The organism is Qipengyuania sp. L-5Y (assembly GCF_056859455.1).
This window is the reverse complement of the sequence record NZ_JBSXOM010000028.1, coordinates 74,634-98,324: the sequence shown is the minus strand read 5'-3', so window position 1 is coordinate 98,324 and position 23,691 is coordinate 74,634. Positions and strand designations below refer to the sequence as shown.

Annotated in this window: 22 protein-coding genes; 10 read left to right on the top strand and 12 right to left on the bottom strand. The window is 60.9% G+C overall.

Annotation, left to right across the window (positions count from 1 at the left end; translation table 11 throughout):
• Positions 1-39: 39 nt before the first annotated feature.
• Positions 40-1,644 carry a M23 family metallopeptidase gene (locus AC13F2_RS07960; RefSeq protein WP_482965025.1) on the bottom strand — a complete coding sequence of 535 codons (1,605 nt, stop codon included), beginning with the start codon at positions 1,642-1,644 and terminating at the stop codon, positions 40-42.
• Between the two features lie 270 nt (positions 1,645-1,914).
• Here AC13F2_RS07960 and AC13F2_RS07955 point away from each other — a divergent pair, with 270 nt between their 5' ends.
• The 7 genes from AC13F2_RS07955 (at position 1,915) to AC13F2_RS07925 (ending at position 8,001) form a co-directional block, all read left to right on the top strand.
• A complete protein-coding gene (locus tag AC13F2_RS07955) occupies positions 1,915-4,350 on the top strand; it encodes a helicase-related protein (protein WP_482965156.1) in 2,436 nt (811 codons plus the stop codon).
• 10 nt (positions 4,351-4,360) lie between these two features.
• Positions 4,361-4,618 carry an RNA-binding S4 domain-containing protein gene (locus AC13F2_RS07950; RefSeq protein ID WP_482965024.1) on the top strand — a complete coding sequence of 86 codons (258 nt, stop codon included), beginning with the start codon at positions 4,361-4,363 and terminating at the stop codon, positions 4,616-4,618.
• A gap of 50 nt (positions 4,619-4,668) precedes the next feature.
• Positions 4,669-5,007 carry a ferredoxin FdxA gene (gene fdxA / locus AC13F2_RS07945; protein WP_103024715.1) on the top strand — a complete coding sequence of 113 codons (339 nt, stop codon included), beginning with the start codon at positions 4,669-4,671 and terminating at the stop codon, positions 5,005-5,007.
• Positions 5,008-5,259: 252 nt separating this feature from the next.
• Positions 5,260-5,793, top strand: a complete 534-nt coding sequence (locus tag AC13F2_RS07940) for a CarD family transcriptional regulator (protein ID WP_103024716.1) — start codon at positions 5,260-5,262, stop codon at positions 5,791-5,793.
• Between the two features lie 161 nt (positions 5,794-5,954).
• Positions 5,955-6,692: a head GIN domain-containing protein gene (locus AC13F2_RS07935; protein ID WP_397489552.1), complete on the top strand. Its 738-nt coding sequence runs from the start codon at positions 5,955-5,957 to the stop codon at positions 6,690-6,692.
• A 108-nt stretch (positions 6,693-6,800) separates the two neighbouring features.
• Complete coding sequence (locus tag AC13F2_RS07930) at positions 6,801-7,619, top strand: head GIN domain-containing protein (RefSeq protein WP_482965023.1); 819 nt, start codon at positions 6,801-6,803, stop codon at positions 7,617-7,619.
• A 55-nt stretch (positions 7,620-7,674) separates the two neighbouring features.
• Positions 7,675-8,001: a hypothetical protein gene (locus AC13F2_RS07925; RefSeq protein WP_482965022.1), complete on the top strand. Its 327-nt coding sequence runs from the start codon at positions 7,675-7,677 to the stop codon at positions 7,999-8,001.
• Here the strand turns inward: AC13F2_RS07925 and AC13F2_RS07920 are convergent, their stop codons facing one another.
• Entirely contained in the window at positions 8,002-8,931 is a 930-nt protein-coding gene (locus AC13F2_RS07920) for an L-threonylcarbamoyladenylate synthase (protein WP_482965021.1), read from the bottom strand.
• A gap of 46 nt (positions 8,932-8,977) precedes the next feature.
• On the opposite strand from AC13F2_RS07920, the gene AC13F2_RS07915 reads away from it, so the two are divergent.
• Entirely contained in the window at positions 8,978-10,717 is a 1,740-nt protein-coding gene (locus AC13F2_RS07915) for an acyl-CoA dehydrogenase family protein (protein ID WP_482965020.1), read from the top strand.
• Position 10,718: 1 nt separating this feature from the next.
• Here AC13F2_RS07915 and AC13F2_RS07910 read toward each other — a convergent pair whose 3' ends face one another.
• Positions 10,719-12,173, bottom strand: coding sequence for a PQQ-dependent sugar dehydrogenase (locus tag AC13F2_RS07910; protein ID WP_482965019.1), 1,455 nt, complete (start codon positions 12,171-12,173; stop codon positions 10,719-10,721).
• 76 nt (positions 12,174-12,249) lie between these two features.
• Here AC13F2_RS07910 and AC13F2_RS07905 point away from each other — a divergent pair, with 76 nt between their 5' ends.
• Positions 12,250-12,732, top strand: a complete 483-nt coding sequence (locus tag AC13F2_RS07905) for a GAF domain-containing protein (RefSeq protein ID WP_482965155.1) — start codon at positions 12,250-12,252, stop codon at positions 12,730-12,732.
• Between the two features lie 117 nt (positions 12,733-12,849).
• The gene (locus AC13F2_RS07900; RefSeq protein ID WP_482965018.1) at positions 12,850-13,734 is read left to right on the top strand and encodes a glycine zipper 2TM domain-containing protein; all 885 of its coding nucleotides are present in this window, start codon (positions 12,850-12,852) and stop codon (positions 13,732-13,734) included.
• On the opposite strand, the gene AC13F2_RS07895 is transcribed toward AC13F2_RS07900, so the two are convergent.
• The 9 genes from AC13F2_RS07895 to mnmE all read right to left on the bottom strand — a co-directional run bounded on the left by AC13F2_RS07895 (position 13,731) and on the right by mnmE (position 23,689).
• Positions 13,731-16,073 carry a fimbria/pilus outer membrane usher protein gene (locus AC13F2_RS07895; protein ID WP_482965017.1) on the bottom strand — a complete coding sequence of 781 codons (2,343 nt, stop codon included), beginning with the start codon at positions 16,071-16,073 and terminating at the stop codon, positions 13,731-13,733. The two genes, AC13F2_RS07900 and AC13F2_RS07895, sit on opposite strands and share 4 nt — an antisense overlap.
• Before the next feature lie 40 nt (positions 16,074-16,113).
• Complete coding sequence (locus tag AC13F2_RS07890) at positions 16,114-16,851, bottom strand: fimbrial biogenesis chaperone (RefSeq protein ID WP_482965016.1); 738 nt, start codon at positions 16,849-16,851, stop codon at positions 16,114-16,116.
• Between the two features lie 51 nt (positions 16,852-16,902).
• Positions 16,903-17,388 carry a Csu type fimbrial protein gene (locus AC13F2_RS07885; RefSeq protein WP_158246662.1) on the bottom strand — a complete coding sequence of 162 codons (486 nt, stop codon included), beginning with the start codon at positions 17,386-17,388 and terminating at the stop codon, positions 16,903-16,905.
• Between the two features lie 171 nt (positions 17,389-17,559).
• Positions 17,560-18,057 carry a Csu type fimbrial protein gene (locus AC13F2_RS07880; protein WP_221596813.1) on the bottom strand — a complete coding sequence of 166 codons (498 nt, stop codon included), beginning with the start codon at positions 18,055-18,057 and terminating at the stop codon, positions 17,560-17,562.
• Positions 18,058-18,132: 75 nt separating this feature from the next.
• Positions 18,133-19,104 (bottom strand): ParB/RepB/Spo0J family partition protein, encoded by a 972-nt coding sequence (locus AC13F2_RS07875; RefSeq protein WP_482965015.1) that lies wholly within the window; start codon positions 19,102-19,104, stop codon positions 18,133-18,135.
• Positions 19,101-19,892 (bottom strand): ParA family protein, encoded by a 792-nt coding sequence (locus tag AC13F2_RS07870; RefSeq protein WP_103024727.1) that lies wholly within the window; start codon positions 19,890-19,892, stop codon positions 19,101-19,103. Before AC13F2_RS07870 ends, AC13F2_RS07875 begins: the two co-directional genes overlap by 4 nt.
• Complete coding sequence (rsmG, locus tag AC13F2_RS07865; protein ID WP_482965014.1) at positions 19,889-20,515, bottom strand: 16S rRNA (guanine(527)-N(7))-methyltransferase RsmG; 627 nt, start codon at positions 20,513-20,515, stop codon at positions 19,889-19,891. Before rsmG ends, AC13F2_RS07870 begins: the two co-directional genes overlap by 4 nt.
• Positions 20,512-22,365: a tRNA uridine-5-carboxymethylaminomethyl(34) synthesis enzyme MnmG gene (gene mnmG, locus AC13F2_RS07860; RefSeq protein ID WP_482965013.1), complete on the bottom strand. Its 1,854-nt coding sequence runs from the start codon at positions 22,363-22,365 to the stop codon at positions 20,512-20,514. The genes rsmG and mnmG overlap by 4 nt, the downstream gene beginning before the upstream one ends.
• A 58-nt stretch (positions 22,366-22,423) precedes the next feature.
• Positions 22,424-23,689 carry a tRNA uridine-5-carboxymethylaminomethyl(34) synthesis GTPase MnmE gene (gene mnmE / locus AC13F2_RS07855; protein WP_482965012.1) on the bottom strand — a complete coding sequence of 422 codons (1,266 nt, stop codon included), beginning with the start codon at positions 23,687-23,689 and terminating at the stop codon, positions 22,424-22,426.
• Positions 23,690-23,691 lie beyond the last annotated feature (2 nt).

The window sequence follows — 23,691 nt, the reverse complement described above, 5'->3', positions numbered from 1 at the left end:
GCGCTCTGCCGCAAGCACGCACGCGGCGCAATCGCCGGGCTACTTCTTCGGCAGCGCCAGCCTGTCGATTTCGCGCACGGGCGCTTCGGCAGCGACCTCGGTGGCGGTCTGTTCCAGCTCGGCAAGCGCGGCCCCGGGCTCGACCGTCTTCATCCTGGCCAGAGTATCCTTGAACCGCTGCAATTCGGCCCCCGCAAGCTGCGCCCGCGTCACATACTGGACCGATGCGGGATCGATGGCGCGCCCGTTGCGATACATCTCGTAATGGAGATGGGGCCCGGTCGACAGGCCGGTCGAGCCGACATAGCCGATCACCTGCCCGCGCCGTACATTCTGCCCGCGGTCCACGGCGATGCGGCTCATGTGGCAATAACGCGTATCGATGCCGCCACCGTGGCGCAGCTTCACCGCATTGCCGCATCCGCCAGCGCGCCCTGCCGACAGCACGCGGCCATCCGTGACTGCGACGATGGGCTGGCCGTGGCCCGCCTTGAAATCGAGCCCCGAATGCATCCGGCGATAGCCGAGGATCGGATGGCGGCGCATGCCGAAGCGCGAGCTCATACGACCCGGCACGGGCGCCATCAGGCCGCCGCGTTGCTCCCCGACACCCGATGCCTCGTAAAACTCGCCATCCTTGCCCCAGCGCATCAACTGGACGGCAGATTTTTCGCCCCGGTCCAGACCCGCATAAAGCAACTGGCCCGCCTGCCGTTCGCCCGTGGCGGCACGGCGATGCGCGACGATGAAATCGAATGTATCTCCGGACCTGACTTCCCGGTCGAGGTTCACGTGCTGGCCCAGCGTCTTGAGATAGGCCTGAACGGCGCTCGCCGGTGCTCCCGCCGCTCGCGCCGAGCGGTACAGACTGTCGCCCACCACACCGCGTATCCGCAAAGGCGTATCGTCGACGCGTATAATCTTGCGGGTAAGTGAAAGATCGGCGCCATCGTCAAGGCGGCCAACGTCCAGTTCGAGATCGAACCGCGCGCGAAATGCGATCGACTGCAGCGGCCGGGGTTGGCCAGGGGCCGTACGGCGCCCCAAGGTGATATCGAATTGCGTGCCCGATTCCAGGTCCGACAGGGGGATTGCCCCTGCGACCAGCGCGGCTACGCGATCGGTGTCGCCCACACCGACACCTGCCCGGCGCAGCATGCGTTCGAAGCTATCGCCCTTGGCCAGCGTCGCGACCATCTCAATCGTGGGTCGCTCCGGCGCTGCGGCAAGCGGCGCGACGAGAGCGGTCGCCCCCATGTGGCGGCCACTGTCTGCACCGAGTCCCAGTGGCAGAATCATCTGGCTGCGAAACTCGTCGCGTACAGCATCATCGATATGCGCAGGTGGCGCAGCCTCGAGCGGCGCGAAAGTCGGCCAGAAAGCTAGAGCGGCCGCGCTCAGGCCAAGAAAGGTTCCTAAGCCGCGGAACCAGCGTTTGCTGCCGATTTCACTGCCAAGGTCGGGTGCCAGGTCCAGTCCGGCGATGCGACCCGAAAGGCGTTCGCGCACGGCGGACCACGAAAATTTGGAAAGAGGCAGGTTAGGCAGAATCTGGTCGTGCGCAAGCGCTGCGGCCGAGCCATTTCGCCCACCCGTCGCCGACTGCAGATCCGCTTCGTTACTGTCCGTATGGGACGTATACACGCCTGTCCCTCCGTATTGGTCACCCGATGCGTGTTCGGTGCGACCCAATCCCGCTTAAAGAGCCTGTGCCCGCTTTGCCTGCCAAAACAAAGTAAAGACGGTCTTAACTTGCGGCCATGCGAGTCCGGATTGCGGTGAATCGAACTTCCGGCGCGCCGCACGGTTGCCCTGAGGCCCGCGCACTGCCACCTAGGGCGCGTGCAGAGAAGCGCTATCAAGGCAGTCCTCGGACCCACCAATACCGGCAAGACGCATCTGGCGATCGAGCGCATGGCCGCGCATTCCAGCGGCTGCATGGGCTTCCCGCTTCGCCTGCTTGCTCGCGAAGTCTATGACCGCGTTCGCGCGATCAAGGGCGATGACGCCGTGGCGCTGATAACTGGCGAAGAGCGTATCGAGCCCAAAGGGGCGCGTTACATGTGTTGTACCGCCGAAGCGATGCCGCGCGATGGAGCGGGCGCCGCCTTCGTTGCTCTGGACGAAGCCCAGATCGGAGCGGATCGCGAGCGGGGGCATATCTTTACCGATCATTTGCTCAATACGCGTGGGCGCGAGGAAACGATGCTGCTGGGCGCGGCCACGCTCGAACCACTGGTGCGCCAGCTGGTGCCCGAGGCAGAGATTTCCGATCGCCCCCGCTTCTCCACCCTTACCCACATCGGGCCGCGCAAGCTGTCGCGCCTTCCGCCCCGAAGCGCGATCGTCGCATTCAGTGCCGAGCAGGTCTACGGCGTGGCCGAAATGCTGCGGCGCTTTCGTGGCGGCGCCGCAGTGGTCATGGGTGCACTCAGCCCGGAGACGCGCAACAAGCAGGTCGCCTTGTTCCAGAATGGCGAAGTCGACTACATCGTTGCCACCGATGCGATCGGCATGGGGCTGAACCTTGACGTCAACCATGTCGCCTTCGCCGGCCTGTCAAAATTCGACGGGGTCCGGATGCGCCGGCTTTTTCCCGCGGAAATGGCCCAGATCGCCGGGCGGGCTGGCCGTCACCAGCGTGACGGGACCTTTGGCACGCTCGCCGGGACGAACAAGCACGGCACGGCGCCCGAATTTACCGAAGAAGAAGTCTATGCGATCGAGGAACATCGGTTCGCGCCGCTCACCCACCTCTACTGGCGCGAGCCGGAACCGCGCTTCGATTCGCTTGCGACGCTGATCACGGACCTGGAGACGCCGCCGGGCGATCCTGCCTTGCGCCTTGCCCCGGAAGCCATCGACCTGGCCACGCTCAAGCGCCTGGCGGACGAACCGATTGGAGCCAATGTCCGGGGCGCAGGCATGGTGCGCCGGTTCTGGGAAGCCTGTTCCCTGCCGGACTTCCGTCAACGCGGCGCCGATGTTCACGCCCGTTTCGTCGCGCGATTGTGGCAGGACCTTGCGCAAGGCTATCTTGGCGCCGATTATGTCGCGGCGCGCATCAGCGAACTCGACAACATGTCCGGGGACATCGATACGCTGCAGGGGCGGATCTCGGCGATTCGCACTTGGGCCTATATTTGCCAGCGACCCGATTGGGTGCTGGCGCGTGACGAAATGGCGTCGCGGGCGCGCGCCGTCGAAGCCAAATTGTCGGATGCGCTCCATGCGCGACTGACCGAAAGATTCGTGAACCGAAGGACGGCGATATTGATGAAGTCGCTAGGACAGGATGCAGGCATGCTGCCGATTGAATTGAATGACAGTGGCGAGGTTAGCGTGGAAGGCGAAGTGCTGGGCCACGTTGAAGGATTGCGGTTCAAGGTGGATTCCTCTGCCCGCCACGAAGACCGGCGCATGCTTCTCGCGGCCGCGGAAAAGGCGCTGCCCAAACTGCTTGGGACGAAGGCTGACCAGCTGGTGGCTGCAGACATGGAAGGCATCGAGCTTGCACGCGGCGCCATACGGTGGAAGGGCGAGGTTCTGGCCGAACTCGAACGTCGAGACGGGAGCATAAAGCCACTGCTGAAACCCAGTCGTGAAGTGTCTGCATTGCCCGAAAATGCGCGCAACAATTTGATGGCCGGGCTGGAAAAATGGCTCGACAAGAAGCTCCAGCCTCTGGAGCCGCTTGAAAAGATGCACCATGCGGCAAGCAATCCGGATGCCGGGTCGCAAGCGCGCGCTCTGCTGCTCAATCTCATTGCCGGGCATGGTTACGTTACGCGCGACAGAGCGGGGATCGAGCATCTGCCCAAGGAGATGCGACCGTTCCTGCGAAAGATAGGGGTGACCTTCGGAGCCCTGGACGTCTTCGCGCCAGCCTTGCTGAAACCCGCTCCGCGGCAATTGCTCAATATGCTCGGCGTGGATCGCCGACCTTTGCAGGAAGCGATGCTGCCGGTGATTGCGGAAACCAAGAAACTACCCTCGGGCTATCGCGCCGCTGGCACGCAGGCCATCCGAATCGATCTGGCAGAGAAGATACTGCGCGCGGCGCATGAAACGCGGGCGAAGGCGCAAAGCAAGGACCGCAGACGCAAATTCGTGCTCGACTATGCCCTGCCGATATCCATCGGTTTGGAGGAAGATAACATCTCCCGCTTGCTGGGGAATGCTGGTTTTCGGGTGCAGAAAGCAAAGCCGCTGCCCGAAGGCCAATTCGGTCCGCCTCGACCCGATCGCTGGGAATGGCGGCCATCGCGCCGCAAACAGGAGCGACCTACCCCCATGAAACCCCGTGAAGGGAGTGCCTTTGCCGCACTTGCCGATCTAGTGCGTACATGATGGGGCCCGTGTGAGGATCGACAGGCTGCTGTGCCATTTGCGCTTCACACGAACGAGGAGCGCGGCACACAGGCTGATCAACGAGGGCCATATTCGCCGCAACGGCGAACGCGTCAGGCGCTGTTCGCGCGACATCGTCGAGGGCGACATCCTCACCTTGCCGCTCGGTAACACGGTAAAACTGATCGAAATCCTCGCGTTGCCGGAACGCCGCGGGCCGCCCCGGGAAGCACAAGCCTGTTATCGGGAGCTTGACCCCAACGGATAATCCGCCCTAGCAGCGCGTTCAGGCAAACAGTTCCAGGGATTACGCCACCAATGACCTATGTCGTCACCGACGCCTGCATCAAGTGCAAGTACACCGATTGTGTAGAGGTGTGTCCGGTCGATTGTTTCTACGAGGGCGACAATATGCTCGTCATCAATCCCAGCGAATGCATCGATTGCGGCGTTTGCGAGCCCGAGTGCCCCGCTGAAGCGATTCTCCCCGACACGGAAGATGGCCTGGAAAAATGGCTTGAACTGAACACCAAGTTCAGCGCCGAATGGCCCAACATCACCCAGTCGAAAGAACCGCCGGCCGATGCCGACGAGCACAAGGACGAAGAAGACAAGTACGACAAGTACTTCTCGGCCGAACCCGGCGAAGGCGACTGATCGCTTGCGGCCGTTGCCGCTCTCAGTTGAACGCTGCATCCTTGCCAATTGCGATTCGCAATTTTGTTGCGGCTGTGCTATATAATGCAACAACTGAGCCGGCTTGCTCCCGGCCAGGTGAGATAATTGAAAGGGCACGCCGCTTCCAGCAACGTCACAACCGGGTTTACACTGCACTCTCGCATGGGTCGCAGTCAGGCCTTTCTTGACGCTGCTGCCTTCGCGCCGCGCTCCGACGAAAGGAAAGATTGCATGGCTAGCAAGCCTGATGCCTTCGACGTTGGCGATTACGTTGTTTACCCCAAGCACGGTGTGGGCCGTGTCATCGAGCTCCAGAGCGAAGAAATCGCCGGTATGCAGCTCGACCTTTATGTCCTCCGCTTCGAAAAAGAACGCATGACGCTGCGCGTTCCGGTCAACAAAGTCGAATCCATCGGCATGCGCAAGCTGTCTTCCGACAAGACGCTCAAGGAAGCGATGGAAACTCTCAAGGGCAAACCCAAGGTCAAGCGGACCATGTGGAGCCGCCGTGCGCAGGAATACGAAGCCAAGATCAACTCGGGTGAAATCGTGCTGATCGCTGAAGTGACTCGCGACCTCTTCCGTCCCGACGATCAGCCGGAACAAAGCTATTCCGAACGGCAGATCTTCGAAGCCGCGTCCAGCCGGCTCGCGCGCGAACTCGCCGCAATGGAGAAGACGGACGAGCCGACTGCGCTCGAGAAAATCCTCGACGTGCTGCGCGAACATGCCCCGCAATATTACGAGAATGCCGAAGACGCGTAACGCGCTTGATTAATCGAACACGTAAGGGGCGCCATGCGGCGCCCCTTTTCGTTGGTGCCACTCCGGCCATAATCCGCCAAGCGATTACATTTGTCGACGAACGCGTTGGACGTGGTTATTCCGCGGTGCGAATGATGCAGTCTGCAATTTGGAGACTGCACATGGTACGCACTTTGACGATAGCTGCACTCGCGCTGGCAACCGTTACCGCCATCCCGACAACGCCCCTGCTTGCAGAAAAGACATGGCGCTCGACACTGGATGACGGCCGCCTGATCGGCGAGACGAGCACAGCCACGCAGCGCTTCGAAAAGGTCACTCTGGCAGGCAACGACACGGTGTCAGTCACGCGAGGCAATCAGTGGCGAATCCGCGCCTCCGGCAGCCCAGCCGTGCTGGCCGAACTGCGTTATGTCGTCGATGACGGGCAATTGGTCATCGGCCGCCGCTGGCGCCGTGAACCGATAAAGGGCACAGCCAGAATCGAAGTCACCGCGCCATCTGTCACCTCTGCCACGCTTGCTGGATCGGGCAATCTCATTGTCGATAGCATGAGCGGATCGGATATCGGCGCCACGGTTGCTGGCTCCGGTACGCTGGAGATCGGCCGGGTGAAAGCTTCGCATCTGTCAGCAGCAATTGCAGGGTCAGGCGACCTGAAGATCGTAGGCAATGCAGAGGACAGCAGTATCAATATCGCCGGGAGCGGAGATATCGATGCAACGCGCCTTCGTGTCGGTCGATCGGCCGTATCGATCGCGGGATCGGGCGGTGCCAGGTTCCGCGCCGACGGCCCGGTGAAGGCAAGTATCGTGGGTAGCGGCAGCGCCATCGTTACGGGAACCACTGACTGCTCCCAGACCCGCATGGGATCTGGACGTCTGACCTGCTCACGCTGAGCCGCATCCAAATCGGATGACCGAATACAGCATTCTTACCTTGTTGATGATCAAGCACTGTATTATATCAGCAATACGGACTGCCGCAGCGAGAGGAATACTACACCGATGATCCACCGAATTCTGAAAGGCCTTGCCCCGCTCGCAGCCTTGGCTGGAGCAGCACTTGTAACAGGGTGCGACAACATGAACATCCACATCGGCGATGGCGACGGTGTGCCGCTTGCCGAGCTGGATATGAGCGGTGCCGCACCGACCGAACTTGCTCTTGCCGGACCGGACAAGGTTATTGTGACCGAAGGCGAAAAGCTGGACATCGCCGTGTCCGGAGAAGACGCGGCCGTCGACGCGGTGCGTTTTTCGCTCGACGAGGGCTCTTTGGGCATAAGCCGCGCCAAGGATATGGGCAAAATCGGTGGTGTGGCCACCGTTCGGGTGACGATGCCCAGCCTTACGGCGATGGTGCTTGCAGGATCGGGCGATATCGAGGCCGCCTCCATGCGAGGCAAAGCCGATGTCACCATCGCTGGATCGGGGAAAGCCAAGGTCGCCCGGTTCGACGCTGATTCACTGGATCTGACCATTGCTGGATCGGGAAGCTTCGAAGGCGCCGGAACCGTCGATATGCTGGATATGACCGTAGCCGGATCCGGCAAGGCCGATATGGCCGGCCTCAAGGTCGGCAATGCCGACATATCCGTCGCCGGCTCAGGCGATGCCGAATTCGCCTCGGACGGCAAGGTTGATGCGAGCATCATGGGCTCGGGAACGATCACGGTAAACGGCCGCGCAGACTGCACAGTAAGCGCGATGGGGTCGGGCGCGCTCAACTGCCGCGATATCCGGACGGCAACACAGGCACCCACTGCACCTGACGCCCCTTCGAGCCCGACTGCGCCGGATGCTCCAGCAACGCCCGAAACGTAAGTTCATCGACGGCTCACGCTATTTAGGCTAGGCGGCGCGGCGAGAGGATTTCGCCATGCGCCGTCTAGCCTTAATCATTCTGCTGCCTGTGACCCTTGCCTTGCCCGGTTGCCTTGCAAAGACCGTGGTGGATGTTGCCACGCTGCCGGTGAAGGCAGTCGGCAAGGGTGTCGATATAGCCACTACCAGCCAATCTGAAGCCGACGAGAAGCGCGGCCGCGAAATTCGGCGTCGGGAAGCCCGGCTTGCCCAGTTGGAACGGGACTATGACAAGCAGCTCGACCGCTGCAAGGATGGCAATCGCCGGGCCTGCGACGATGCACGCAATAGTTATGCCGAGATGCAGCAGATCATTCCATCGATACCGGTCGAGCCCGAGTGATCAATCGGGCGGAGTGGCGGCACGGCGTAGCCGGTCGTTGATCGCAATCCCCACGCCCACTTCCGGAATTTCTGCAACCGCAATGCGAGGTTTGGCCGACAAGGCTCCCTCGTGAAGGCAGGCATAGAGGCGTGACGCCGCTTCCGTGAGATCACCCCTCTCCGACAACGAGCAATCGCCAGCCAGATCACCGAAGCCGATCAAGAACTCGTCTGGCGCAACTTCTGAAGCCATCAGCCGAACGGGCTTGCCCGGTGCGTAATGGCTCGCAAGCTGCCCCGGCGCTTCAATATTCTTTCCATCTGCCGCCGAGGCCGCGAGAAGTATGGGACCTGGGCGCAAAACGGCGACAGATCCATCCGCACGAACCGCCGCAATCGTCGATTCCAGGCCCTGCTCGCACACGCCGCCGTCGATCACCGCGTCGATCCTGCCGTCGAGCGATGCGAGAACATGTGCCGTCGAGGTCGGGCTGATGAAACCGCTGCGATTCGCGGATGGCGCGGCGATCGGCAGACCGCTATTCTCGAGCAAGGCGCGCATGACGGCGTGCGAGGGCATGCGTATCGCGACCGTTTCAAGCCCCGCTGTCACGGCCTCGGCAAGACCGGCATCTCGGCGGCGCGGGAGCACAAGGGTGAGCGGTCCCGGCCAGTGCTCTGCCGCCAGCTTCTCCGCTACGTCGGAAAAGTCGGCCAGCTTGCGCGCAAGCTCCAGCGATGCCACATGGACGATGAGCGGATTGAAATCGGGTCGACCTTTTGCGCCATAGATCCGCGACACCGCCTCGTCGTTATCTGCGCGCGCGGCAAGGCCATAGACCGTCTCGGTAGGTACGGCGACGAGACCTCCATCGCGCAATATCCGTGCAGCGCGTGTAATTTCGTGCGCATCGGTCCCTATCGTTTCCGTAACGTATTTGCCGCTCATGCCCGCGCGCTATATCTCGTTCGGCACAAAGCCAAGAGGATTACCCGTGACCTACACCCCCGCCACCCAGGACCAGTTGCTCGCCATCCGCGTAAACGCCGGAATCGACGATTTGGCGAACAGCGAAAAATTTGCCGCCGCCGAACCGGATATGGTCGAGGCCATCGTGGCCGGCATTGGCGAATTTGCTGCTGGGGAATGGGCGCCCCTCAATCGCATCGGCGATATCGAGGGCGCAAAGCTGGAGAACGGTGTGGTCCGCCTTCCTGACGGATTTGCCGAAGCCTATGCGCATTATGTCGAACAGGGCTGGAATGCCATTTCCGGACCCGTGGGGTTCGGCGGACAAGGCCTGCCGTTTACCCTGTCATGCAATGTTCTCGAAAACCTCGGCACGGCGAACATGGCCTTCAACTTGCTTCCAATGCTGAGCGTTGGCGCGATCGAATCGCTCGACCATCATGGCTCTGCGGAACTTCAGGAAAAATACCTTCCCAAACTGGTGAGCGGCGAATGGTCAGGAACTATGAACCTAACCGAGCCTCAGGCTGGTTCGGATGTCGGTGCACTGCGTACTACCGCCAGACCCATCTCGGAGGGAGAGCACGCAGGCAGATATCTGATCAAGGGTCAGAAAATTTACATCACCTGGGGTGAACACGAACTTGCCAAGAACATCATCCACCTCGTGCTCGCCCGTTTACCCGACGCGCCCGATGGTACGCGCGGTATTTCGCTGTTCGTGGTGCCGAAGTACCACGTGAAAGAGGACGGGTCGCTCGGATCCCACAATGACTTGCGATGCGTAAGCATCGAGCACAAGCTCGGCATCAACGCCTCGCCGACCTGCGTCATGAGCTATGGCGACAATGACGAATGCATCGGCGAACTGGTTGGTGCCGAAAATCGCGGCCTGATGGCGATGTTCACCATGATGAACAATGCGCGCATAAATGTCGGCAACCAGGGGGTCCAGATCGGCGAACGGGCGACGCAGCAAGCTTTTGCGTACGCGCAAGAACGCGTGCAATCCGCACGCGCCGGATCGCCCGACAGATCATCGGTGGCCATCATCGATCATCCCGATGTCCGCCGCATGCTGCTACGAATGAAGGCCCTTACTGAAGGCGCGCGCGCGCTGCTGTATTATACGGCGGGACAGGTCGATCGCGGGACGCTGGGCGATGCCGGCGCGCGTGCGCGTGGCGAGGTTCTCACCCCGCTGATCAAGGCCTGGGGAACCGATATCGGAATCGAAGTGGCGAGTCTGGGCGTCCAGGTCCATGGCGGCATGGGCTTCATCGAGGAAACTGGGGCCGCACAACACTGGCGCGATTCGCGCATTGCGCCGATTTACGAAGGCACGAACGGTATTCAGGCCGCCGATCTCGTCACCCGCAAGCTCGCGCTCGACGATGGTGCTGCCTTGGCGACGCTGACGGCCGACATTGCCCGAGATGCGCAGGACGAGCCGACGCTTGCTGCGCTTGCTGCCGATTGCGACACAGTGGCGAAATGGATGCGCGCTGATGCCAGCGTGGACGATAGCCTTGCCGGGTCGGTTCCCTTCTGCACCATGCTCGCAGTGGCCGTTGCCGGGTGGCAATTGCTACGCCAGCTGCGGGCGATCAAGGACGGTGCCGCGCCGGAGTTGGCGACCACAAAGGCCGCTAGCGTTCGGTTCTTTCTCGACCGGATCGTGCCCGAGGCACGTGGCCTAACCGCGGCAGCGACCGCAGGAGCCGAATCGCTTTACACACTGACCGCCGAGCAATTGGCTGGGTAGGCTATTCCGCCGTCACCCGGCGCGCGTAATCGTCTGCACCGAAGGTAGCTTCCTGTCCCCGCAGTTCGCGCTGCGGGGGCAAACGGTCACCGGTGATCCGACCGATTGCGCCCTGCCCCTGTGCACCGGGAGCGAAGACACGCCAGATGATTCCCGCGGTGTCGTCGGACACGAGCAGAGACCCATCGCTCGCCCATTCGACCCAGGTCGGGCGGCCGCGCGTCGTCCCATCGTCTTTGAGGAAGCCGGTCAGTACGGGCACGGGCTTACCGGTAGGGTTCCCGCGCTCGTCGAATGCAACATAGACGACGTCATAGCCCGACGGCGGCTTGCGGTTCCAAGATCCATGCTGGGCGACGAATGCGCCGCTGCCGAACCTGTCGCCCATCTTTGCGCCTTCCTTACTGAAGACAAAACCGAGGGCAGCCACGTGCGGTCCCAGGGCATATTCGGGGGTACGAACGTAATTGATATATTCAGGGATCGGATATTTCACGCGGCGATCGAAGTTGTTGCCGTAATAAACCCACGGCCAACCGTAATTCGCGCCGATCGGCACATTGGTGAGATAATCCGGCACCAGGTCAGAACCGAGCATGTCGCGTTCGTTGACGGTGGTCCATAATTCTCCCGACCATGGGCTGAAATCGAGTCCATTGGCATTTCGCAAGCCGCCTGCGAACATGCGCTGGCGGCCAGTCTCGAGGTCGATTTCCCAGATCAACGCACGGCCTTCTTCGGCTTCGAGACCTTTGTCAGCAATGTTCGTATCCGAACCGACAGCCGCGTAGAGGCGATTGCCGTCGGGATGCAGCGCCAGGTTGCGCATCCAGTGTCCGCCCCCAGGCGCAAGATCGGCGATCTTGCGTGGTTGGCCCGATACACGAGTGGCCCCCAGCTCGTAAGGATAGGCAAGCACAGCGTCGTTGTTGGCGACGTAGAGCGTGCCATCACCCCAGGCCAGACCGGATGGAGAGTTGAGGCCATCCAGCAGTACCTGGCGAATTTCGGCCTTGCCATCGCCGTCCGCATCGCGAAGCAGAACGACCTGGTTCGGCGATTCTCCAGTGGCACCTGCGCGCGACATCAGCAGATTGGCAATCCATCCGGTGATACCGCCGCTCTCTTCGCTCTTCGGGGCGCGGGTCAGCGAAACGAGGATGTCGCCATTTGGCAGTGCCCGCAGGGTACGCGGATGATCCAGCCCTTCCGCAAACCGGTTGACTGCAAGCCCTTCTGCAGCGGCGGGAACTTCGTTGGCAGCCCATCCCACCGGCTTGGCGACCGCGACAGTGGGAATGCTTTCCGCATTCGCTTCCTGCAATGTCGGGTCGGTCCCGACGACATCATCGAACGGAACATCGGCCGTATCACCGCGTGTGAGGAAATAACCCGCGACGGCAACGACCAGCAGGATGACAACGAGCGCGATGCCCAGTTTCTTGAGAATACTCATGCGCACCGGATAAGCGACCGCGCGCCGCGGAGCAATGGGGCTTGCGAGCCGCCAGTTCGCCGCTACATCGCCCGGCATGTACGATTTTCGCCCTGCTCCCGATACGCCCAAGCCCGAAACCTACCGCCAGCTGCTCGATGCAGCCGATGCGCTGACCGCGGGCGAACCGGACGCGGTGGCCAATATGGCGAATATCGCGGCCTTGTTGTGGGATTTCCTGCCGGATTTGAACTGGTCGGGCTTTTACAGGGTCGTGGACGTGCAATTGGTGCTTGGCCCCTTCATGGGTCGACCGGCCTGCATCCGCATTCCGCTCGGTCAGGGTGTCTGCGGCATAGCTGCGAGCGAAGGCAAGACTCAACTCGTAGAAGATGTACACGCCTTTCCCGGGCACATCGCCTGCGATGCGGTAACCAATTCGGAGCTCGTTGTGCCCGTTGCGCGCGATGGCCATGTCATTGCGGTGATCGATCTCGACAGTCCGAAACCGGCCCGCTTCGACTCTGAAGACGCCGCGGGCATCGAGGCCGTCGCAGCCATGTTATCTACGCGGATCTGACAACCCCTGCCCCATCACGGCACACCCGCGAGCGCGCTTTTGCGCGCGGGTTGGCGGCTGCTAACGAATGGCGATCACGAACGGGCTCGAGCCGAGTCGCCCGAAGGAGCACGCATCATGAACGCCCGCGCCGCCATTGTTCTTACTGTCTCCAGTCTGGCGTTGATTCCGTTCGGCGCCTTGGCACAGAGCACCATACCCTATGAGGTCGGGCAGTATGAATTCGCACAGCCCTTGCCGGAACTCGATGATGATGTCGTCACGGAAACGGTGACAGAGGACGCAGCGGAAGCCGCACAAGCTGTGCAGAGCAACGCAGCCCCCGTCTTCGTGAGCAGTCCGACGATCCAGACGATCGATCCGTCGGATTCAGCCTATGCTGGCAATGAAACCGTGCCGGCGGCTCGCTCCATCCCTGCCCGCACAGGTGCCGATTTCGTTACCACGCCAACACCGGCAGCAGGGCCCGCTCCCGTGATCTATCGCGATGCGTCCCGTAGCGCGCCGGCGCCTGCTGGTACCAGTCGGACGGATAATGTCCCGGGGACGACCACTTACAATGCCGCGACCTATCTGCCGGCGGGTGGTCGGGTTGTTGCCTTCGATCGCTCTGCCTGGCTGGATGAATGCCGCGCTCGCCTGGACACGTATGACAATGAAAGCGAGCGCGGAAAGGTTATGGGTGCCTTGATCGGGGGCGTCGCCGGAGGCGTTCTGGGCAACCGCATCGCCGGCGCGGGCAATCGCACCCCAGGCACGATCATCGGTGCAGGCGCAGGCGTTGCGGCAGGCATGGCCGTCGGCGATGCCATCGACGATCGCAACCGATCGCGCAGCGACAGCTACGGGCAATGTGAGGCCTATCTCGACGATTACATGCGCAGTGTAACCGCCGAAGCGGGAAGCGTTCAGTACGTTCAGCCCGGGCAGTACATGCTGGTGCCGGTTACCGTTTCGGTGCCTCAACGAGTAATTTACCGCGAGCGTACATCGGGCAACTAATCCTTGAGCGCGATGGCGCGTGATGTGCAATGCGCCACAAGTTCGGGCATTTCAAAGCTGTCGGGATCCAATTTCGGCAAGGCAGTCCGGCAATTGTCGCGCACATCTGAACCAAGGGCTATCCAGTCATCAGTGGACAGGCCGTTAAAATCCACCAGTCCATCAAACGCGACCATGTATTCACGGCCCGATGGCAAGGCCACGATGGTGCTGCCGACCGGTAACGGTTCGCCGCGTTCATCGATTACTCGCATCAGCACGGACCGATACGCCTCTATGTCCATATCGACCAGAACCACGCCACCGCGCGATGCCTGCATCCTGCGGAATGTGGACCTTGCTACGGCGGCCGAAGGAAGCTTGTCGGGGGCGATATCGAACTGCATCGGTACGAGAGGGGTGATGCGCGTAACCAGCAGCCGCCCGCTGTCGTCCGAACGGCCGACTTCCCGATGCTCATGGGTCACCGTAACGCCCCCCACGTTGCCGGTGCGCACCAACGCATAGGCATCCGATGCCCTGTCTCGCGCAAAGATTCGCTTGTCGGCGATGACCAGCGATCCTTCCGCTCGCACGCGCGCGGCAACATTCCCCGCCGCATATTCGGCATCCGCTGCCACGCGCGCAAACGGCGCGCGATAAGCAACCGTCCCCGCATACCGCGAACGCTCGCCGACCCTCGCATGTGCGGCATAGCCGAACTCGCCGATTTCGGTATCTGGCCGGAAATAGCTGAGCTGTGCGGCCACAGTCTCCGCCGCCGTGTGCTGCAACGATGCGCTGGCGCTCGTGCGCGGCCCGAACCTCATGTTGAGATTGAGCCCCGCCACAAGTTCACTACGGCCCGCGGACTTGCGAAAGCTGACATCGGCTGCGAGCGTCATCTGGTCGGTCAGTTCATGACGCGCCGCCGCGCGCAGAACGGTTGTTTTCTCCGCCGAAATCAGTTGCGACGGATCGAAAGGCCTCGACAGGCGAGCTACAGAGAACTGAAATCGTGTTGAATCGGCAAGGTCAAAATCCAAAGACCCTATGAATTGTCTGGGGACCGGGCCGTCGCCGGACTGGGCCGCAATGTCGCGATATCCTTTGGTCGGCAGCACTGCCTCTACACGGCCGGAGACACCCCTCCCGACCGATTCGGCACCGAACTTCAACAGAGCTCCCATTTCACGAGAAGTGCGGCTGTACCGCGCCTCGCCATAAAGCATGGCTAGCGCGCCAATCGTGCCTTGCGCGTGGGCGCCCACATTCCACAGTCCTACCCCTGCTTCGCCGGACATGCCGACGGTGAGTGACCTTGTCAGTCCTCTTCGGACGTAGAACGTTCCGACAAGGTCTCGATAGTCATTGCTACGTGTACCGAATCTTCGTCGGATCCAGCCTATGGCCGCCCCCCACTGGCTGAGGCCTTTGTCCAGCATTTCCGGGGCGGTATATATTCGCGCTGTCTGGACCGTCTCCTGCCCAAGTTCATCGCGCAAGACGACGGACACTTCGCCACGCCCTGCGGCCATCGGGATGTTGTGGACGCGAAACTCGCCCGCCTCGATCTCCGAAGACTGGAAGCGGCGGTCGTTGACGATAAGATCGACGGATGTCGGTACTGCCACCTGCCCTTGAAATTGTGGCAGCGGATTGGTGATGAGATCTGGCCTGAGCGCGAAATCTGAGCCGATCTGTATGCCGCCAACCCGGAGCGGGCGCTGCACTTCGCTACCCAGGGTTATCACGTCGCCAGCGCTGATCAGAAGAGCCTTTTCGGGCAGGGCAAGTGTCGCCGTTGTGTTGAGGCGAACCAATTTGTCCTCCGAAGCGTCTACGTTCGTGCGATAGGTGAAGGCACTGCCAAGGATGAGATTTCCGTAAGTCACCCGTGGCGCGACATATGCGCCCAAATCGCTTTTGCCACCGGATCGGGTGGCGGTCAGGCTGTAATCGACGATCCCGGCGAGGAGAGGCGACATCTCTCCGGGGTCATAGTTGCGCCGCGCAACATTTACGTCGTTGGGCCCATCGCCTTTTCGATATCTCTTTACCGTGAGCTGCTGGGTAATCCGGTCGAATTCGAACCGGGCTATCTGCATTGTCTTGAGTTTGAGATATCCGCTACTTTCCTCTTCTATAGGTAGGCCAGCAGCCGCTGCGGATTCGGCCAGAATGGCAAGCTCACCATCGATCCACTTGAGGTCGACCATGCGTTTTTGCTCAACGCCGTCGACAAAGATCGCACTCAGCCCGGGCCCATCTTTTTCGGCCTCCACGGCACTCTTGAGAGTGAGATCCCTTTCGATCGCAAACGGATCGTTCGCTTGGGCGAACAGGCTGACGGGCGCCATGAAGACGCCCGTCGCAACCAGCCAAGCCGCAGCGAATGATTTAGCTGCAGATAACAGGGACCTGGACACGCTGCGTGTCGCCCTCGATACGCGCCTGAAGGGTTAGCGGTCCTGTGGGACACCCCGCTGGCAGCTTCCATTCGAGCCATGAGCCGCCGTGCACGTAATGGAGCGACGCTCCATCGATTTCGACCGGTGAATTAACCGTATTGGTAAGGGCCAAACTAACCATACGAGCGGATTGCTGACCGCGATTTGCGACGCGCAACGTATCGCCATTAACGGTCCATTCTAGATCGGCGGGGCTTGCCGCCGCTCGGTCCACGAACATTGGAATAGTAAAACGGATACGCGTCATCGCAGTGCCGCTTTGTGCCTGCTCGGGATCAGGTAGCTGATCAATCGCCACTCGATAACGGCGTTCACCCTCAGGCGGGAGCGCGCGGCGTTGTACGCGAAAGAATTGCGTATCGCCGGGCTGAATGACCACGATCGCCGGTGAAACGAGTACATCCGTCGTGGGAGCATAGACATCTTCGCCATCGGATTGTGTCCAGTCGAATGCCCTGACCTGGATACCGATCGGTCGATCCGAAGGATTGATAACCCGGAGCGTCTCCTGCATTTTCTCACCGTCCATCTCGAGGCGGAGCGGCGCTACCGTTACGCGCGCCGACGGAGCCGATGAGGCAGCGTTGGCTGGCGCCTCTTGGGCAAGCACTCCGCTAGACGGTATGAGGGAAGCAGTAGCCAGTATGGCTGCGAGACATGTTTTCATGATTGGCTATCCGGAGTGGCGACCGGCGGGCCGAAACCCGCCGGACGAGGATCAGAAGGTAACCGTGACGGCAACCGAGTCCGAATAAGTGTCGGCCGCTACGTTGCCTGCAGTCGAAGGAATGCGACCGCCGATAGTGAGCGTCTGCGCGCTGCCAGTCCCGGTTCCAGCCGCGATGGCATTGTTGACCGCGAGAAGCGTGCCCGAAGCAGGAACACCGAGATAGAGGCTGTACGGAATCTTGTCCGTGCCCGAGCCGGCCATGTAGCGCTGGCCCGAAACGGCGTTCCCGCCTGCACCCATAGTTACGTTGAAGTCGGAACCGTCAGTGCAGGTGAGCGACATCGAGGTGCTGGTATCGTGGTTGGCGCCGTTGAGCACGCCAAGTCCAGTCCAAGCCAGTGTAGCGTCGCTTACCTCGCATGATTCGAGGACTTCGGCGGTGACGGTCAGAGTGGCCGAGTTGGTACCAGCAACGGCGGGCGTTGCAGCGACCACACCGGCAGCACTGGCGGCGACCAGAATAATCTTACGCATTTGTTGATCTCCTAAACCCTGTTCCAAGCGGGTGATTCGGAAAATACTTACCGGCGGTATAGATTCCGTTAAGCAGCCCGCGGGGGTTCGGATTGACAGCGCGTCCGAGCGGATCTCTCCACTAAAGTATTGATTTTACGAGTGGCAAAAAGGTGTGGCGGGAGAGATGCGCTAGAATTCGACGGTTACTGTGACGCTGTCTTCATAGCGTCCGGTCACAGCAGACCCGTCGAAGGTCAGTTCGCCATAGACGGGAAAAGCGATCGATCCGGTCGAGCCTGAATTGCCGCGAACCTGCCCTGCACGTTGATCGGTCCAGCGGCGGGAATAGGCTGGATCGGAGTAGAGATTGTATCGCATGTACGCACCGCTCGTCGCATTGCGCATTCGGCGATTGATGCCTTGGCTGTGCTGGCCACGGTCCATGGAGATCGCAAAATCGAGATTGGCGGTACACTGAACATCGACCGCACCTGTGGAGCGCAGGGTTCCTCTCGTTCCGATGATCAAGCCAAATGCGACGTCTGTAGTCGTGACGGTGCACCCGTCGACGATTGCCACATTGACCTGGAGATCGGCCGCATTTTCCCGCGCCTCAGCGGGAGTGTGAGCAGCGCCGAGAGCTGCCGCGCCGATCAAAATCGGACAAAGGCGAATGGGAAGTGCCATAGCAGGTCAGTAGTGACCCGTACTGCACCATTAGGGTAAACAAAGGGTTTGAGGGCGCGTTGGCGCGCTGCCCTGCTAGATGTCTCCGCCCGTAAGTCTCTGACAGATCAGATCTAATTGATCTAGTGTGCGATACCGGATTGTCACGCTTCCGGTGTTCGGTGTGGCATCCGTGGTAATCTTTACCGGCATGCCGAGGAATTCTTCGAGATGCCCCTGCACGGCCGAGATATCCGCATTTCCCTCCGCTGTCTGCTCCGGTCGCGCCTTTTCGCCACTGCCACTCTTACGCGGTTTTCGCGTCAGGGCTTCCATCTGACGGACGGAAAGGCCTTCGGAGACAGCCTTTTGAGCCATCTCCGGCGCATCGTCGCGCCCGATAAGTGCGCGCGCGTGGCCCATGGAGAGCGAACCTTCTGCCAGAAAGGTAAGCACGGATTCCGGGAGCGCCAAGAGACGTTGAAAATTTGCGACGTGGCTGCGCGACTTGTCGACCAGCTTGGCAATTTCAGCCTGGGTCATGCCCTCGTCGTCCGCGAGCTTCTGATAGGCTCGCGCTTCTTCGACAGGGTTGAGGTCCTCGCGCTGAAGGTTCTCGATGAGGGCGAGAGCCATGACCTCGCGTTGGTCGAGTTCACGGACGAGTGCCGGGATCTGGTGCAACCGCGCTCTTTGCGCAGCGCGCCAGCGGCGTTCGCCGGCGACGATGCGGTAACGCCCCCTGCCCAGCGGCGATACGATGATGGGCTGAATCACACCGCGCTCGGCGATGGACGACGCGAGCGAATCTAGCGCTTCCTCATCGAAGCGGGTTCTGGGCTGTCCGGGTAGCGGTTCGATGTCGGCCACCGGGATCGAAGCCAGGCCTTCCGACATGGTTGCGCGCCCGGAACTGTCCGGCATCAACTGATTACTGTCGTTACTGGATTCCCGCGCCACCAGCGGTTCCTCGCGACGCGTTTCCCCCAGCAGGGCACCAAGACCTTTGCCGAGCTTCTTCTTGCGGTCGATAGGATGCGCTCCTCGTTCAGCGTGTGTCTGGCTCATGCGGCTTTCCGATTTTCAGGCAAACGCCCGATAAGTTCGCGAGCGAGGCCGATATAAGCACGGCTGCCCGGGCAGTTGTGGTCATAGACGAGAGCTGGCATGCCATGGCTCGGTGCTTCCGACAGGCGGACATTGCGCGGGATTACACTCTCGAAAACGAGATTGCCGAGACAATCGCGAACATCGTCGGCAACCTGGTCGGTCAGGCGATTGCGTCGATCAAACATTGTCAGAACGACACCGACGATGCCCAGCGAGGAATTGAAACCCTGTTGAACCCGCTCAACGGTCTGAAGGAGCTGGCTGAGCCCTTCCAAGGCGAAGAACTCGCACTGCAGGGGGACGAGCAGGGTATCAGCAGCACACAGGGCGTTGAGTGTCAAAAGCCCCAGCGACGGTGGGCAATCGATAAAACAAACGTCGTAACCGGTGAAACCACCGGGAGTTTGTTGATGAAGTGCATGCGTGAGGCGAGCGGTTCGATCGTCGACGGAAACCAGTTCGACTTCGGCGCCGGAAAGATCCTGCGTGGCCGGTACGATGTCCAATCCGGGAATTTCGGTCGGTTGGGCGCATTCGGACAATGTCGCCTGCTGAAGGAGAAGATCGTAGCTGGTATTTTCACGTGCGGAACTGGCAACCCCGAGGCCCGTCGAAGCATTGCCCTGAGGATCGAGATCGATCAGCAGCGTTTTCCACCCGGTTGCCGCCATCGCTGTGGCGATATTGATCGCGGTGGTCGTCTTGCCCACCCCGCCCTTCTGGTTGGCTATGGCGATGGTGATCATTGATTCTTGCTCCATTGTCCGCGGCCGACGACAATTCCTGCGTCCTGATCGGTGAGAGATTGTTCCACGTGAAACATCTTACCGTGATTCTTCGGCAGGTCTTTTACTTCTTGCGATGCAGACCGCCCCTTCGGCAACACCCAAAAGGTATCCTTTGTGGAGAAGCGTGCGGATAACGCGAGCAACCGATCCAGAGGCGCAAAGGCCCGGGCAGAGATTGTGCTGGCAGGGAAGGCCTCCACACTCTCGAGACGGGCGCCTTCTACACGACAGTTCTGCAGGTCGAGCTCGGCGATCATGCGCTCAAGCCAATCCACCCGTCGCTTGCGCGATTCAACGAGCACAACCGACAGTTGAGGGCGCATGGCGGCAATCACAAGACCGGGGAAACCGGCCCCACTGCCGAGGTCGAGCCACGCGGATTCACCCCCGCCCCAATTCAGGAGTTGGGCCGAGTCCGCGATGTGCCGCTGCCACACTGTTTGTAATGTTGCACGTGCAACAAGATTCTGACGCTCGTTCTCCTGCACCAGCTCAGTGGTGAGTGTTTCGAGTTTGTCCATAGCAGCGGCGTCACACAGATCGGACACGTAGTGCTTTGCCTGATCTTCGTTGGTGATCATGCCGCTCTGCTTTCCAGCTTGCGCGCATGAACGAGCAAAGCCGCCATGGCTGCGGGCGTGACACCGCGAATCCTACCGGCAGCTGCGAGGGACTCCGGCTTCGCCCGTGAGAGCCGCTCTATCATTTCATTCGACAGGCCAGGAACCTGATGGAAGGGAAAGTCGCTGGCCAGAAATTGCGCTTCGTTCGCGCGCAAATCGGCCAACTCCGCATCCTGCCGCGAAAGGTACGGAGCATAGAAAGCGTCTTCCGCCATCTCGACGGCCAGAGGATCCGACGCATCAACCTCGCCGATCCATGGCCGCAGTTCTTCCAGAGTAGCATGACCGCCGCCAATCCATTCCGAAACCGGACGGGGGCCCGCATCACGTTTCACGTGAAACCCCGCATCTGCCAGTGTTTTCGAATGAAGCGGAGCCTCGAACTGCCGGGAATAGCGCACCCTGAGCTCTTCACGTCGTTCATACCATTCCGCCCGTTCTGCGCCAACGATCCCACTGGCGATACCCAAGGGGGTGAGCCGCGTATCCGCATTGCTCGCACGGAGCCGCAAGCGATATTCCGCCCTCGACGTCAGCATACGATATGGCTCGGTAATGCCCTGCAGGGTCAGATCATCCAGCATAACCGCGATGTAAGAATTGGACCGATCCATCTGGACGGCGTCACCGCCAGTTACACGCGCGGCAGCGTGCATCCCAGCGACCAGACCCTGCGCGGCCGCCTCTTCATAACCGGTTGTCCCGTTAATCTGGCCCGCACAATACAAACCGGGGATCGCGTGTGACTCAAGACATGACAAGAGAGCGCGCGGATCGATATGATCGTATTCGACGGCGTAGCCTGGAACCGCCATCTCGACCCTTCCCAGACCATCCATCTCCCGCAGCATAGCTAACTGCACGTCCGCAGGCAGCGAGGTAGAGATGCCGTTGGGATAAACGAGACTGGTATTCAGCCCCTCCGGTTCGAGGAAAACCTGGTGACCATCCCGATCGGCAAAGCGGTGAATCTTGTCTTCGATCGACGGACAATAACGGGGGCCCGCAGCGCCGATAGCCCCAGAGAAAAGCGGCGACCGATCGAGATTGGCGCGAATAATATCATGAGCGCGTTCGTTGGTGCGCGTGATAGCGCAGAAAATCTGCGGATTGACGCGCCGGGTAGAAAGCGCACTCATCGTCCAGACTTCCTCGTCCGAAGCTTGCTCTTCCAGACGCGCCCAGTCGATGGTCCGACCATCCAGCCGGGGCGGTGTGCCAGTCTTTAGCCGGCCCATGGGAAGCGCTGCATCCCGCATCTGTGAAGCGAGCCGGTGCGCTGCGCCCTCCCCGATACGGCCGCCTTCGAACCGCTCTTCCCCTCGATAAAGAACGCCGCCGAGGAACGTGCCCGTGCACAATATTACCGCGGAAGCCTCGAGCCTGTCGCCACTCGCCAGATCAATTCCGGCAACACGATCTCCCTCCAACCGGAGTGCGGCTACCTCTCCCTCTACCAGTTCGAGCAAGGGGTCCTTGCGAACCACCTGCTGGACGGCCTGGTGAAACAGATGCCGGTCCGCCTGTACACGGGGGCCCCATACCGCGCTGCCCTTGGACCGATTGAGCATGCGATAATGAATCGCCGCAGCATCCGCGGCCCGTCCGATGACTCCGTCAAGAGCATCCACCTCCCGAACCAGATGACCTTTGCCCAAGCCGCCGATAGCCGGGTTGCAACTCATCGACCCGACCTTGTCGATATCAAGCGAGACAAGCGCAACGCGCGCACCCGTGCGCGTAGCAGCGCAGGCTGCTTCGACGCCGGCGTGACCGCCACCGACTACAACTACATCGAACTGGTGCATGCAGGCGCTTTACTGAAGGCACGCTTGCGCGTCAAAGGCCCATGTTTCACGTGAAACACTATTTACCGATGCAAAACCGACCAAACAAAGCGTCGAGCATCTCTTCCGTGGAATCCCGACCGACCAGACGATCAAGCGCCCGCCGCGCGGCCCTGAGATTCTCGGCAGCGATCAACAAATCCGAATGTGTATCTACAGCCTCCAGGCTCTGCGCCGCGGTCTGGGCCCATTCCCGCTGCCTGCGATTGAAGGCGATCTGATCGACCGGAGGTAAAATTTCCTGCGCTTTCTCAACCAGCATGTCCGTCAATTCAGATAAGCCAAATCCAGTTACAGCCGAAACTTCCAAGCCTTCCGATTGCCCTGCCCCAAGGTCGGATTTCGCGCTGATCTGGATCGCGCCAACGGGCAGCTCATCCGGAGCGCCGAGCCACAGAACAATGTGCCCATTCGCAACCTCCTTGCGCGCGCGTTCGATGCCCATCTCTTCGATCGCACCTGCGCCGCTATCGCGCATACCGGCTGTATCGACCAAAACGAGGGGTACGCCGCCGATAGAAACCGGGCGTTCAAGGACATCCCTCGTGGTCCCGGCCTCACTCGTCACGATGGCCGCATCGTCGGACAGCAATGCGTTGAATAGCGACGATTTTCCGGCGTTTGGCGGGCCCGCAAGCACGACGCGAATGCCGTCCCTCAACCTCTCGGTCGCCGGTCGCTGCGATGTCGCCCGGATTTCGCCAATCAGTTCGTCGAGTTCACGTGAAAAGGATGCAGGAAGCGATACATCATCCTCATCCGCGAAATCGATCACCGCTTCGATTGACGCGGCAAGGCCAAGTACACGGTCCCGCCATCCTTCAATGCGGCGGGACAAATCTCCCCCGGCTGCGAGCAGCGCACCGCGGCGCTGCAATTCGGTTTCAGCTGAAAGTAAATCGGCCAGACCCTCGGCTTCAGCCAGATCGATACGGCCATTGCTGAAGGCGCGGCGGGTGAATTCACCCGGTTCCGCTTCCCGTAACCCGTCGATACTGGACAATGCCGCAAGAAGGGCCGCAACCACCGCCCGCCCCCCGTGGCAATGAATTTCCGCAAGATCCTCACCCGTGGCCGTGTTCGGTCCCGCAAACCACATCACCAGCGCCTGATCCAGCGCATCACCCTCGCCATTCCGCACTATCCGCAACCGGGGCGAGCGGGCTGGCGGAAGACCACCTGCCATTCGCGACAGAGCTTCCCCTGCCAGAGGACCACTGATCCGTATAACGCCGATGCCTGCAGGTGGCGCGCCGCTGGACAGCGCGTAAATCGTGTCAGCCATCG